We start from the raw sequence: 12978 nt of genomic DNA, 5'->3' as shown, positions 1-12978 counted from the left end.
CCGGTGGCCGGAAACGACCGGCGCCCTTGAGGAAAATTCGATGACACGGAAGCCGCAGATTTGCGAAGTCGCACCGCGCGACGGGTTTCAGTCCATTTCCAATCCGCTGCCAACGGAAGAAAAAATCGGCATCATCAGGGCGCTCGCCGCCGCTGGCTGCGCGCGCATTGAAATCGGCAGTTTTGTGAGTCCCAAGGCGATTCCGCAAATGGCCGACATGGCCGAGATCGCCGCGGCCGTACGAGAATTGCCCGCCCGTCTCTGTGCGCTGGTGCCGAATGTGCGCGGCGCCGAAAATGCGCTGGGGGCCGGGATCACCGAGGTCTGCTACGTCCTTTCCATCTCGGAGCGGCACAATCAGAACAACGTGCGCCAGAGCTTTGCCCAATCGCTCGCCGGCTTGCAGGATGTCGTCTCGGTTCTGCCGGAGGATGCCATCCTGCGCGTCGATCTGGCTACGGCCTTTGATAGCCCGTTCGATGGAACGGTGCCACTGGCAGACGTGCTTTCGGCTGTGGCCAAAGTCGGACAAATCGCCCCTCGGGCCGAGATCGCGCTTTGCGACACCACCGGCAGGGCGAACCCATTCATGGTGACCACACGCTTTGCGGCGGCCATGTCCCTGCCCGAAACGGCAGGGAACGGCTGGGCCTTTCACGGGCATGACACTTTCGGACAGGGTGTCGCCAATGCCGTGGCGGCGTGGCAATCGGGCGTCGATGCATTTGACACGGCTGCCGCGGGATTGGGCGGTTGCCCATTTGCGCCCGGAGCGACGGGTAACACCGCGACCGAGGATCTGGTCTTCGCCTTCAACGAAGGCGGTTTTGAGACCGGCATTGACATCAAGGTTTTGCTGGACGTTGCGGATCGCATAGCTGCCCTGCCGGGCGCGGTGGTTGCCAGCCATCTGCGCCACGTTCCTCGCAGGCGTGCAGCCTAGGTGAGATGGTCGAGGGGCAGCGACGTGGTGTAGGCCACCTGCTGCAAGGCAAAGCTTGACCGGATGTTGGCAACGCCTGGGATCAGGGTCAGGCTTTCCTTTAGAAACCGTTCAAACGTGGCGATGTCAGGTACGACCACACGCAAAAGATAATCAGCCTCGCCCGTCATCAGGTAGCATTCCACCACCTCCTGCCGCTTGCGGACTTCCGTCTCGAATTCCTTCAGTCGTTCCTTTGTCTGCTTTTCAAGTTGGACCGAGACAAAAACGCTGACATTCAGCCCCAGAACCGCAGCATCGAGCAACGTCACCCGTTTCTTGATCACACCTGCATCTTCAAGAATGCGCACACGGCGCAGACAAGGCGACGGAGACAGCCCGATCCTTTCCGCCAGGTCGATGTTCGAGATATCGGCATCTTCCTGCAGGATCTTGAGAATTCGGAGATCTATGGAGTCGAGTTGAATAGGTCGCACGGGCGGATCATTGCTGCTGGAAAACTGACCACCAATCTCGCAAAACTCGCGCAATTGGGCAACTCAGCCTGAGTTGTCGATGCCGACTGGGCCGTAGGCCACACAAATGACCGAACAGCAGCGCCGAACGCTTATCTCCCCCAGGAACGACCAGAGGTCCGGTCACGAAACTACTCATCCCTTCGGGCACAAAACGACCTTTCCTTTCGCTCCGGGTTGCAGAACGGCCCTGTGAGCATCGGCTGCTTGTTTCAGTCCGAAACGCTGTCCGACCACCGGGCGGATCTTCCCGTTGGCAGCACCGGCCAATATCTCGGACAAGGCAACGGCAACGGAGTCTCGCGATGCATTCCAGACGGCCGTGCCGCGAATGTCGATCTCCTTGAGCATGGCGACACGCGGATTGATCGAAATCTCGCCGCGGCAGCCGACGATCACGATGCGGCCGGAATGGGCCACCAGGTCCATGTCGGCGGCAAGATTGACGTCGGCCAACATCTCGACGATCAGGTCGGGACCGCGGCCTTCGGTGGCATCCCGCACCCGGTCAAGATATCCGGGCGAACCGTGATCCACTGCAAGCTGAGCACCTTCGGCTTCGACGAGGGCAAGGCCCGCCGCCGACCCCGCGCTGCCGATTACCGTCAGGCCAGCTTCGCGGGCCAGTTGAATCGCCGCCGTTCCGACCGCACCGCTGGCGCCGTGGATGAAAACCGTCTCACCGCGGGCGGCACGGCCACGTGCAAACAGGGCGAGATGCGCGGTGACATAGGGCACTCCGAAACAAACCGCTTCGGCAAAGCCGATCCCGTCCGGAATCGGAAGAACGTCTTCCATCCGGTGCAAAGCCCTTTCGGCATAGGCGCCACTCATGATCTTGCTGAGTCCGGCGCTGACGAACACGCGGTCGCCGGGGTTCAGTCCGTACACGCCGGGACCAGTCGCAGAAACGACGCCGGCGCAGTCGCCGCCTGGGGTATAGGGTAGATCCGGTCGGAACACGTAATTCCCGGTCAGCATGTAGGTGTCGGCGGGATTGACACCGGCAGCTTCAACGTCGATCACGACCTCGCCCGGACCTGGAACGGGATCGGGAACATCGAAGAGAACCAGTTGATCGGGGCCACCGAAAGCGTTGACTCTGATAGCCTTCATCCGGCTTTCCTTTGGGTTGCCAGCGTATTGTCGGACGCCCATGTCACGAAGGGTGCGAAATCTGACAGATCGACTGACGTGCCAAGTCCGGGCGCATCGGGAACCGGAACACCGCCGTCGCTGACCGGCAGCAAGTCGCGCAGTATCAGTTCGCGCCCGGCGTTGGGGTGGCAATCGAGTTCCAGCCATCCACCGCCTCCGGCGGCGGCCAGCGCGTGCAGCGAGGCGAGATTGGCGATCCCACCACCGAAGACATGCGGACAGTAGACCAACCCCTCTTGAACGGCCTTTCGCGCGACACGCATACATCCCGTCACGCCGCCCCACTTGGTGATGTCCGGCTGGTAGAATTTCAACTCGCCGCGCGCCATCCATTCGTCGAATTGGCCTCCGCGCAGGTTCTCGCCACCGGCAAGGGGGATGGATGAGAATTCAGCCAGAAGCCACCAATCGTTATTGGCGGCATCAACGCGCAACGGCTCCTCCAGCCACGTGATGTCGTGTTTCGCCGCCAGTTCAATGATGTCTAGGGCAGCAGGCAGCGTCAGGGATTGATTGGCGTCAAGCATGAAATGCGCCTCGGGCCCGATCGCATCGCGTACGGCGGCAATGTTCTGCAGGTCGAGGTCTCGGCCAAAACCGATCTTCAGCTTGAAGGCGCGATGCCCCTCGGCCTTTCTGGCGGCAGCGAAATCCTCGGGTCTGTCTGGATTGATGCCGGTGGCGTAGACCGGCACGTGTGATGCTGCCTTTTGGCTAAGGAGACGGCACAGCGGTTCGTCGAGCTTCCGCGCGTGCAAATCCCAGATGGCGATATCGATCCCGGCGATGACCTGCGCCACCGGCCCGACTTCGCCTGTCTGCAGGACCAGCACTTCGGTTTCGCGCGTCAGGTGATCGAAGATTTCCTCCGCGGTGCCGAACTCTTTGCCGATCAGCGCCTGGCCCAGATCGACGGCAAGCCGCGCGCGGTGCTCGGCTCCGACGGCAGGCCAGTTGCTCCAGGTTTCGCCCCAGCCTTCGGCCCCGTCCACATCGGTCACGCGGATCAGCACCATGGGGCGGTCGCGAAAGGTGCCGAAGGCCACCTTGATCGGCTCTAAGATCGGAACGCGGATGGCGAAGGCGTCGACACGGGCAATCTTGATCATGGCGTCTGTCCTTTCAGGGTTGAACCGGAAGGCTGATGCGCGGTTCTGGCAGGCCGGCGATACCGACGTCGAAAGCCAGCAATGCCCCGGCCAAGGGCGCGGCTGCCTTTTCCTTGTCTGTCATGTTCTGGCTCGCCGTGGTTACGTAGAGCGTTTTCAGTTCCGGTCCTCCGAAACAGCAGGCCGTGGGCCGGTCGACCGGCGTTTCGATGGCACTGCTGATCCGGCCGTCCGGTGCGCGGCGCACGATGCGGCCGCCATTGAACTCGGCATACCAGACGTGGCCCTCGGTATCTGTCGCCGCACCGTCAGGAAAGGCAGGCGGCGCGCAGTCGGCGAACCGGCGGCGGTTGGAGATCCGTCCGCTGTCGCCGTGGATGTCATAGGCGTCGATGCCGTGCTCCAGCGAGTCGGCGAAGTACATGACGTTGCCGTCAGGGCTCCATGACAGGGCGTTTGGGATGCAGATTCCGTCGCGGACAGCCGTCAACCGGTTGCCGTCAAGGCGATACAGGGTCCCCTCTGGCGCGCGGGTGATGTTGTTCATCGTCCCGACCCAGAAACGCCCCTGGCGATCCACCCGACCGTCGTTGAAACGGTGGTCCGGGATTATTGCGGGCAACTCGGCGATTGTGTCAAAGCGCGTCGCTCCGGCCTTCCACAACACAATTCGGCTGCCGAGGGCCACGACAAGGCAGTCGCCCGTGGTCAACGCTATGGCTCCGACCATTTCGGGCATTTCCCAGGTTTCGGTCCGCAGCGTAGTCGGGTCGTAGCGGCGAATTGCGGGACAGCGGATATCGACCCACCAGAGCGTCTCGCTTTGGTCGTCCCAAACCGGGCATTCGCCCAAGATGTCGCGCTGATCGCCAATGCGCAGCATCCGATTGGTTGCCGATGCTTCAGATGCAGCGACCACCGTCAACCTCCAGCACCACACCGGTTACCATGCTCGCCTCGTCCGAGGAGAGATAGAGCGCGGCATTTGCGATATCGAGCGGAGTGGACAGGCGCCCCAACGGGATCGTCGCGCGGAACGCGGCCCGCTTTTCCGGAGTGTCCTCTCCCATGAACTGAGCGAGCAGCGGGGTCTCACCGGCGACGGGGGCGATGGCGTTGACGCGGATCGCCTCGGGCGCCAGTTCGACGGCCATGGACTTGGTCAGAAGGTTTACAGCCCCCTTCGACGCATTGTACCAAGTCAGACCCGGGCGCGGCCGTATTCCCGCGGTCGAACCGATGTTGATCATCGAGCCGCCGCCTGTCTCGCGGAAATGTGGGATCACGGCATGGCTCATCAGGTAGATCGATTTCATGTTCACCGCGAACACCCGATCGTATTCTTCCTCGGTCACGTCCAGCATCGGCTGGTTGCGATGGGTGGTGCCCGCATTGTTGACGACGATGTCGAGCTTGCCGAAGGCGTCTATCACCTTGCCCGTGACTTCCTTTAGCGACTTGCCGTCGGTCACGTCGCAGCCGAAGGCCAGTGTGCCATTTCCGATGGTCTTTGCCGCTTCGTCGGCCTTGTCGGCATTCAGATCGAGGATCGCCACACGCCCGCCTTCCTCGGCGAAGCGTTGCGCGATTCCGTATCCGAAACCTTGCGCGGCGCCGGTGACGATTGCGGTCTTGTTTTTCAGGCGCATGATAAGGCTCCGATCATTTGTGGTGGTGGACGATGGTTTTCGAGGCGGAAAACTCGTACAGCGCCTCAAAGCCTTTCTCTCGCCCGTGGCCGGACTTTTTCACGCCACCAAACGGCAGTTCGATTCCGCCCGCAGCGCCGAAACCGTTGATGAACACCTGGCCGCAACGCATCGCACGGGCCACCCGCATCGAACGGTTGCTGTTCTCGGTCCAGATGCCAGCAACGAGACCGTAGTCGGTGGCATTGGCCAGGGCCACGCCGTCGGCCTCGTCTTCAAAGGGCATCACGGCCAGCACGGGGCCAAAGATCTCTTCGCAGGCGATCCGGGCTTCGCGCGGAACAGGACAGAAAAGAGTAGGCTTCACGTAGAACCCTCCCGAGGGCGCGTCTTCCGCGATTTTGCCCTCGGCAAGAACCGGGACGCCGGCGGCGCGGGCTTCTGCCAGAAAGGCCTTGACCCGAGCCTGTTGCCTTGCGGTGACCATCGCGCCAAGGTCGCGGTCCTGTTCATGCGGACCCGCAGTGGTGGCGGCGAAGCGTTCGGCGAGCGCTTCGGCGACCTTGTCGAAAATCGGCCGTTCCACCAAGACCCGGCTTCCGGCGGAACAGGTTTGTCCGCCGTTCTGCACAATCGCCTTGACCAGCACAGGTAAAGCCGCATCCAGATCCGCGTCGGCAAAGACCAGTTGCGGTGACTTGCCGCCAAGCTCCAGCGTGCAGCCGATCCGGTTTTCAGCGGCCGCTTTTTGAACCAGCGTGCCCACCTCGGGACTGCCGGTGAACGAGACGAAATCCACGTCGGGATGCGCGGTCAGCGCCGCGCCGGCCTCGGCGCCAAGTCCAAAAACAACGTTCAGAACGCCTTCGGGTATCCCGACCTCTAGCGCCAGTTCTGCGATACGCAGCAGGGTCAGCCCGGCATCCTCGGCAGGTTTCACCACGCAGGTGTTGCCGCAGGCCAGCGAAGCGCCGACCGAGCGGCCAAAGATCTGGCTGGGATAGTTCCACGGCACGATATGGCCTGTGACGCCATGGGGGTCGCGGACAACGGCCACGGTATATCCGTTCAGAAACGGGATGGTCTCACCATGCAGTTTGTCGGCGGCAGAGCCGTAGAATTCGAAGTAGCGCGCCGTGGCGACAATGTCGCCAAGGCCCTGACTGGCCGGCTTGCCTGTATCCATCGATTCCAGCGCGCCCAACTCATCCTTATGGGCCAGGATCGCGTCTCCCAGCTTCATCAGTAGGCGACCGCGCTCGGTGGCGGTGAAGCGACACCAGACCGTCTCAAAGGCCGTGCGCGCCGCGCGCACGGCTAGATCGATTTCCGCCGCGCCAGAGCGGGGAATGCTTCCGAAGGCGATGCCGTCCGAAGGGCAGAGCACATCGAGTTTCCGACCGTCCTGCGCATCGACCGATCGCCCGCCGATCAGATTGCGATAGGATGTCAAGCGCGTCTCTGGGCGAGTCAGCTCGGTCGCGTCCATGGTCAAGGCTCCATTGCAATGGAAATGGTGGTCGCTTCCTTCTATGAGTTGTAATGAAAGTTGACAAGTAAAAAATATGTAACTAGTGATGCAACAAGGATCAGGAAAGAGAAGCCGCGGAATGGACACGCATCCACGTATGGTAGTGACGCGAAGCCTACCGGCCGCACTGATGGAGCGGATCGCGGCCGAGGCTGCCGCATGGGTAAATCCAGAGGACCGCACCCTGACGCCCGCGGAACTGCAGGCTGTTGCGGACGAGTGGCAGCCGGATGTGATGCTGGTCATGGCGATGGACCGGATCGATGCGGACTGCATCGCAGCGTTGCCAGCCTCGGTCCGGGCGATTGCGACATTGTCAGTCGGGCACGACCATATCGACTTGCCTGCTGCCCGTGATCGCGGAATCGCGGTCATCCACACCCCGGATATCCTGAGCGACGCGGTTTCCGAGATCGCCATCATGCTGATGCTTTGCGCCGCCCGCCGCGCGCAAGAGGGTGAGCGCATGATATACGGGCAAACCTGGAAAGGATGGTCGCCTACTCAATTGCTGGGCCGTGACGTGACCGGAGCGCGACTCGGCGTTTTGGGCATGGGCCGGATCGGGCGAACCATTGCACGCCGTGCGCGTGCCGCATTCGACATGGAGGTTCACTACCACAACCGCTCGCGATTGGAGCGGGGCTTGGAAGATGGCGCCACTTACCATGACAGTGCTGAAGGGTTGTTGGCAGTCAGCGATTTCCTGATGCTGGCGGCGCCTTCGACGCCGGCGACCAAGGGGTTTCTGAATGCGGACCGCATTGCTCAGCTGGCGCAGGGCGCCATCGTCGTGAACATCGCCCGTGGCGATTTGGTCGATGACGACGCCTTGATTGCCGGCCTCAGGTCAGGGCATGTCGCCGCCGCGGGGCTCGATGTTTTCAACCGCGAACCGGATATCCATCCTGGATACCGCGAACTGTCGAACGTCTTCCTGCAGCCGCATCAGGGCAGTTCCACCATCGGGACGCGGGTGCGTATGGGGGAGATGCTTCTTGATTCCATCAAATTCCATCTGGAGGGCAGGGATCTGCCGAACAGACTGGTGTGAGCAAACTGCGGTAAAGACAGGGGGAATCCAATGCTCGACAAATCCGACTTGGCCTTGAATCTCGATCCGGGACGCTTGTTTTCACTGAAGGATCGCGTGGCGTTGGTCACCGGTGCGGCCGGGGGGATCGCATCGGGCGTCACGCAGGCCTACGCCGCGGCGGGCGCGCGACTGATCCTTGCCGATTTGAATGAAGCGGTGCATGAGCGGGCCGAGGCGTTCCGCGAGGCCGGTGTTGACGCCCGGGCGCTGACATTCGACGTCAACGATCGCGCCGCCGCCCGGAGGGGCGTGGAGGATGCGGCCGCCGTTTTCGGAAGACTGGACATTCTGGTGAACAATGCGGCGGTCATCGTGCGCAAGCCATTTCTGGAGCTGGAGGATTCCGATTGGCAGAAGGTGATCGACACGGATTTGACAGCCTATTTCACGGTAGGGCAGGCGGCCGCTCGGATCATGGTCGCGCAAGGCGGCGGCCGGATCATCAATATGGGTTCGATCATGGGGCACGTGTCGCGCCCCAATCTTGTGCCTTATGTCGCGGCCAAGGGTGCTGTGCATTCGTTCGCTCAGGCCGCTGCGGCCGATCTTGCGGGAACTGGTGTGACTGTGAACGTGCTGGCGCCGGGCTATACGATCACTGAATTCAGTCAGGCAAACGTGAAGGAGTTCCATGACTTCGTTCGGGATTGGACGCCTTGCCGCCGATGGGGAAAGCCGGAGGATATCGCCGGTGCGGCGCTTCTTCTGGCGTCGGATGCGGGCGCCTATATCAACGGGCAGGTGATCTATATCGACGGCGGGTTCACTGCTGTAACACGCTAAGCGCACAGCCTTTCTGTAGATCAAGGCCGCTCCCATGCCGGGGGCGGCTCTTTTCGTTTGTGTGCGCGAATCAGGTTTTCGGTGACCTGTTTCGGTCATTGAGCGCCTTTCTGCGGAAAACCAGATATCCGCCAGGAATCCCCTTGAATTCCGAACGGGTTACGTCTGCGTTTATAAGTTGTAATAAGAATTGACAAGTGAGTAAGTTGGAAACTACAGTTACAAGTGGGAAGAGGGGAAGTGACGAGATGGTCAGCCTCATGGAAACAAGAACTGCAAAAGAACTGGCCGAAGTCGCGTCAGAGTCAGACGTGGACCGCAAAGCTGGCGCGCGGTATCCGGGGTCGGTACGGGCGCAAGGAAGGTTCTGGCAAGCACGCTGGTTCATCGTTGTTCGCGCGTTCAGCGTATTCATCGGGATCTGGTATCTGGTTGCTTTGTGGGTGGCCAGCCCGATCCAAATGCCGTCGCCGTTCAAGGTGCTCGAGGCGCTTATTGCGCTCGGCCGGACTGGAGAATTGTTCGACCATGCGCTGATCAGCGCAACGCGGCTGGTGATCAGCCTCGTGATTTCCACGTTGATCGCGGTGCCGCTAGGATTCCTGATGGCGATGAACCGCGAGGCGAATGCCTTTATCGACCCGATCGTCGAACTCTTGCGCCCGATCTCGGGTATCGCCTGGATCCCGCTGGGCCTGTTCATCTTCGGCGTGGGCGGTACGCTGCCAATCTTCATCATGGCCTACGTCGCGTTCTTCCCCCTGCTTCTGAACACGATAGACGGGGTGAAAAGCATCGACCGCAAGTTGATGTCCGCAGCGGAGACCATGGGCGTCAGCCGCAGCGCGCGACTTTTGCACATCGCGGTTCCGGCGGCGCTTCCGTCTGTCATGGTGGGCTTTCGCATCGCGTTCGCCTCGGCCTGGGCCGCAATCATTGCTGCCGAACTCATCGGCTCGCCCAGCGGTCTCGGGTTCGCCATCGAATGGTATCGGCAGTTGCTCATGAGCCCCAAGGTCTTCGCCTTCATCGCGATGATCGGCGCCATTGGATACCTTTGCGATCTTGGTCTGCGGACCTTGCAGCACAAGCTTACGCCCTGGGCCGAAGGAATGGGGATCGGACAATGACCACTGCAACTCAAACCTCTCGGATCGCACAACTGCCGCCTGCCGTCAAAGCGGTCACGCTTCCGGCACTGCTGATCGTGGTCTGGCAGATCTGGGCCATGACATTGCCTGAAACCTCGCCTGCGCCTGCACCGGCCAAGGTCGTGCAATCCTTCATCGAACTGACGGCAAGCGGCGACCTCGTCTGGTCGACTTTGCAGAGCCTGGGTAGGGTGCTGGCCGGCTTTTGCGTCGCGTTGGTCCTCGGGCTGAGCCTCGGAGTGCTGATGGGCGCCAGCCGCGCCGTTCGCGAGAACCTTGATCCGATCATCGAAAGTTTCCGCCCGATCGCGCCCATGGCCATCCTGCCGATCGCGATCCTGTGGTTCGGCACCGGCACGCCCGCAGCCCTGACCATAGTCGCCTATGCCGCGTTCTTTCCGCTGCTGGTGAACACCGTCTATGGTGTCAGTCGCGTCGACCGCCAACTGGTCCGGGCCGCGCAGACGATGGGGGTAAACCGCCTGCGCACCATTGCGACCGTCATTGTCCCCGCCGCCGTGCCCAGCGTTCTTTTGGGCTCGCGCTTGGCGATGGGAGTAGCGTGGACCGCGATCATTGCCGCCGAACTCGCCGTTGGCGCCAAGTCCGGCGGTGGCACCTCCGGCGGGATCGGACAGATGATGTTCGTCTTCTACGCCTACTCTATCGACCTCAACGGCATCGTGGTCTGCATGATCGTCGTCGGAGTGATCGCCCTGATGATCGACCGGCTGTTCCGCGTTGCCGAACACCGCCTGCTGCCTTGGAGGAACTGAAAATGAACGTAGCGACCATGCCCTCGAAGGCCCAGCCGAAATTGCGCCTCAGGAACGTGTCCAAGGAGTATGTCGCGCCCCGCACCGGGCAGAGGACCCTGGCGGTCTCAGATTTCACCCTTGATGTCCGGGCGGGTGAGTTCCTTTGCATTGTCGGCCCTTCGGGCTGCGGCAAGTCCACGGTTCTGAACATGATAGCGGGTCTCGACCAGCCCACCGGCGGCGACATCGAAATGGACGGCCATCACGTCAGGGGTCCTGGCGCCGAGCGCGGGGTGATGTTTCAAGATTACGCACTGTTCCCTTGGAAGAGCGTGCGTGACAACGTTGGTTTCGGCCTGCGTCACGGCACGCCGGGCGCCGGACTGACGGCTGCGGAACGCAACGACCGGGTGAACCACTTCGTCAACATGGTCGGGCTGGCGGGCGCCGAAGCCAAGTTTCCACACCAACTGTCGGGCGGCATGAAGCAGCGCGTGGCCTTGGCGCGGCTGTTGGCGAACGGACCCGACGTATTGTTGATGGACGAACCACTGGGCGCTCTCGATGCGCAGACGCGGATGGTGCTGCAGGTGGAGTTGCTGCGCATTTGGGGCGAAGCCGCCGAGGAGGGCGACCGCAAGACGGTGGTATTCATCACACACGGCATCGACGAAGCGGTGTTTCTTGCCGATCGCGTTGTGGTGATGTCCAGCCATCCGGGCCGTGTCAGCGCGGTCATCGACATCGACATCCCGCGCCCGCGCCGGGAATCCATCCGCTCCGAACCGCGGTTCGGGCAACTCACGGACGAAATCTGGTCGCTGATCCGGGACGAGGCTTATCAAGCCATCGCCTGATACCGGCCGCTCTTTTCAGACCGTTCCGGAACGCTTCCGGGACACCAAAGCTACGGATCAAGGGAGGAACACAATGTCCGAAGCGCTCTCCAAACTCGTCCTTAATCGCCGGTCATTCATTCGCACGGCCGGGGCCGCCGGTGCTTTGACGCTCGCCGCACCCGGGATCATCCGGGCAGCGACCGACAAACTGACCGTTTCCGTCGGCCGGATCCCGTGGGCCGCAGGCAACGCGCCCATGACAGCCTACATGATCGAAAACAAGCTGTTCGAGAAGTACGCGGCGGATTTCGGATACGAACTGACCGTCGATTGGCGCGACTATCCGACCGCCATGCCGCAGGTCGAAGCCTTCGTGGCCAATGATCTCGACATGGGCATGTGGGGCAACACACCGATCATCCGCTCGATCGCGGCCGGGCTTCCGCTCAGCCTGATGGTGGTGGGCGAAGGCCGGCTGCGCTTCATGATCGTCACCCGCGACGACCGTGGCATTCGCAAGCCCGAGGACCTGAAAGGCAAGACCATCGGCTCGCTGCTGGGCGGTGACCCCTACAACGCGCTCAGCCAAATGCTGCGTTGGGAACTGGGCTCGGCCGATCCGCGCGAACTGGGCATCAACCTGGTCAACGTGCCGGTCCTCAGCCAGGCCGCCGCGGTGCCGACCGGTCTGGATGCCGCCATCGCGATCCAACCGATGTACCTGGCCGCCGCCAAGAACGGCACCCGGGCGATCTGGAACTCCTACGGCTACACCGAGGAATTCTATGACGGACCGCTGGGCACCGGCGCCGGGATCCAGATGCCGTCGGTTAAGCAGTCGCCCTTCTACCCGGAAGGCTACTATATCCACCGTTCGTTCTGGGTGCTCCGCAACTCGCTGGCCGAGCAGCATCCGAACATTGTCGTGGCCTTCATGGCGGCACAGCAGGAAGCGGTCGCGACCCTGTCGGCGCAGGAGCCGGGCGCCGTTTCGCAGCTGGTCAAGGACTACTGGAAACTCGATCCCGAAGACGGCGCCAAGGTGGTCAACGACGACCTGATTTTCGCCCGCGGTTGGGCTTGGCCGACAGTCAGCGAGGCGCGCGCAGTTCAGCAGGCATCGCAATATCTGGTGGATGGCGGCGTCATCGAAAATCCGCTGAGCTGGGATCAGGTCAAGGGCGCCTTCGAATTGACCGCTCCGCTTGCCAAGCAGGCATACGAGCTTTTGGGCTCCAAGACCGATGCGTCCGAGTTCACCCGGACCGACGTAAACGACCTGCGCGGCCTGCCGCTTTGGGAAATGGACAAGTGGTCCGAACAATCGTGATCCCAAACCGAAAGGCTCAGAGCGGGCGAAAGTCCAACTGAAACCTGTCCCCCCATTCCCGGCAACCGCATGGCGGGCTTGGGGGGATACATCCGAATTCGAACAAAAAACCGCCA

At 61.9% G+C, this 12978-nt stretch carries 13 protein-coding genes; 7 read left to right on the top strand and 6 right to left on the bottom strand.

The annotated features are described in order from the left end of the window. Positions 1-40: 40 nt before the first annotated feature. Positions 41-943: a hydroxymethylglutaryl-CoA lyase gene (locus tag FGK63_RS18285; protein WP_138844986.1), complete on the top strand. Its 903-nt coding sequence runs from the start codon at positions 41-43 to the stop codon at positions 941-943. Here the strand turns inward: FGK63_RS18285 and FGK63_RS18280 are convergent. From FGK63_RS18280 to FGK63_RS18255, 6 genes are all read right to left on the bottom strand, one after another. Continuing rightward, complete coding sequence (locus tag FGK63_RS18280) at positions 940-1473, bottom strand: Lrp/AsnC family transcriptional regulator (protein ID WP_425471872.1); 534 nt, start codon at positions 1471-1473, stop codon at positions 940-942. The genes FGK63_RS18285 and FGK63_RS18280 overlap by 4 nt on opposite strands. Before the next feature lie 120 nt (positions 1474-1593). Next, positions 1594-2574: an NADPH:quinone reductase gene (locus FGK63_RS18275; protein WP_138844984.1), complete on the bottom strand. Its 981-nt coding sequence runs from the start codon at positions 2572-2574 to the stop codon at positions 1594-1596. Then, positions 2571-3725, bottom strand: coding sequence for a mandelate racemase/muconate lactonizing enzyme family protein (locus FGK63_RS18270; protein WP_138844982.1), 1155 nt, complete (start codon positions 3723-3725; stop codon positions 2571-2573). The genes FGK63_RS18275 and FGK63_RS18270 overlap by 4 nt, the downstream gene beginning before the upstream one ends. A gap of 13 nt (positions 3726-3738) precedes the next feature. Then, entirely contained in the window at positions 3739-4644 is a 906-nt protein-coding gene (locus FGK63_RS18265) for an SMP-30/gluconolactonase/LRE family protein (protein WP_138844980.1), read from the bottom strand. Next, positions 4628-5374, bottom strand: a complete 747-nt coding sequence (locus FGK63_RS18260; RefSeq protein ID WP_138844978.1) for an SDR family oxidoreductase — start codon at positions 5372-5374, stop codon at positions 4628-4630. The genes FGK63_RS18265 and FGK63_RS18260 overlap by 17 nt, the downstream gene beginning before the upstream one ends. Positions 5375-5387: 13 nt before the next feature. Further along, positions 5388-6863: an aldehyde dehydrogenase family protein gene (locus FGK63_RS18255; protein ID WP_138844976.1), complete on the bottom strand. Its 1476-nt coding sequence runs from the start codon at positions 6861-6863 to the stop codon at positions 5388-5390. 145 nt (positions 6864-7008) lie between these two features. Between FGK63_RS18255 and FGK63_RS18250 the strand changes: the two genes are divergently transcribed. The 6 genes from FGK63_RS18250 to FGK63_RS18225 all read left to right on the top strand — a co-directional run bounded on the left by FGK63_RS18250 (position 7009) and on the right by FGK63_RS18225 (position 12862). Next, complete coding sequence (locus FGK63_RS18250; protein ID WP_425471870.1) at positions 7009-7959, top strand: 2-hydroxyacid dehydrogenase; 951 nt, start codon at positions 7009-7011, stop codon at positions 7957-7959. Between the two features lie 30 nt (positions 7960-7989). Further along, the gene (locus tag FGK63_RS18245) at positions 7990-8784 is read left to right on the top strand and encodes an SDR family NAD(P)-dependent oxidoreductase (RefSeq protein WP_138844973.1); all 795 of its coding nucleotides are present in this window, start codon (positions 7990-7992) and stop codon (positions 8782-8784) included. A 311-nt stretch (positions 8785-9095) separates the two neighbouring features. Continuing rightward, complete coding sequence (locus FGK63_RS18240; RefSeq protein WP_171052707.1) at positions 9096-9914, top strand: ABC transporter permease; 819 nt, start codon at positions 9096-9098, stop codon at positions 9912-9914. Then, positions 9911-10711 (top strand): ABC transporter permease, encoded by an 801-nt coding sequence (locus tag FGK63_RS18235; RefSeq protein WP_171052706.1) that lies wholly within the window; start codon positions 9911-9913, stop codon positions 10709-10711. Before FGK63_RS18240 ends, FGK63_RS18235 begins: the two co-directional genes overlap by 4 nt. A 2-nt stretch (positions 10712-10713) precedes the next feature. Next, a complete protein-coding gene (locus tag FGK63_RS18230) occupies positions 10714-11550 on the top strand; it encodes an ABC transporter ATP-binding protein (protein ID WP_246044079.1) in 837 nt (278 codons plus the stop codon). Positions 11551-11623: 73 nt separating this feature from the next. Beyond that, complete coding sequence (locus FGK63_RS18225; protein WP_138844967.1) at positions 11624-12862, top strand: ABC transporter substrate-binding protein; 1239 nt, start codon at positions 11624-11626, stop codon at positions 12860-12862. Positions 12863-12978 lie beyond the last annotated feature (116 nt).

Source organism: Ruegeria sediminis (assembly GCF_005938215.1).
GTDB lineage: Bacteria > Pseudomonadota > Alphaproteobacteria > Rhodobacterales > Rhodobacteraceae > Ruegeria > Ruegeria sediminis.
The sequence above is the reverse complement of the archived record's forward strand: the minus strand, read 5'-3'. Positions and strand labels throughout refer to the sequence as shown.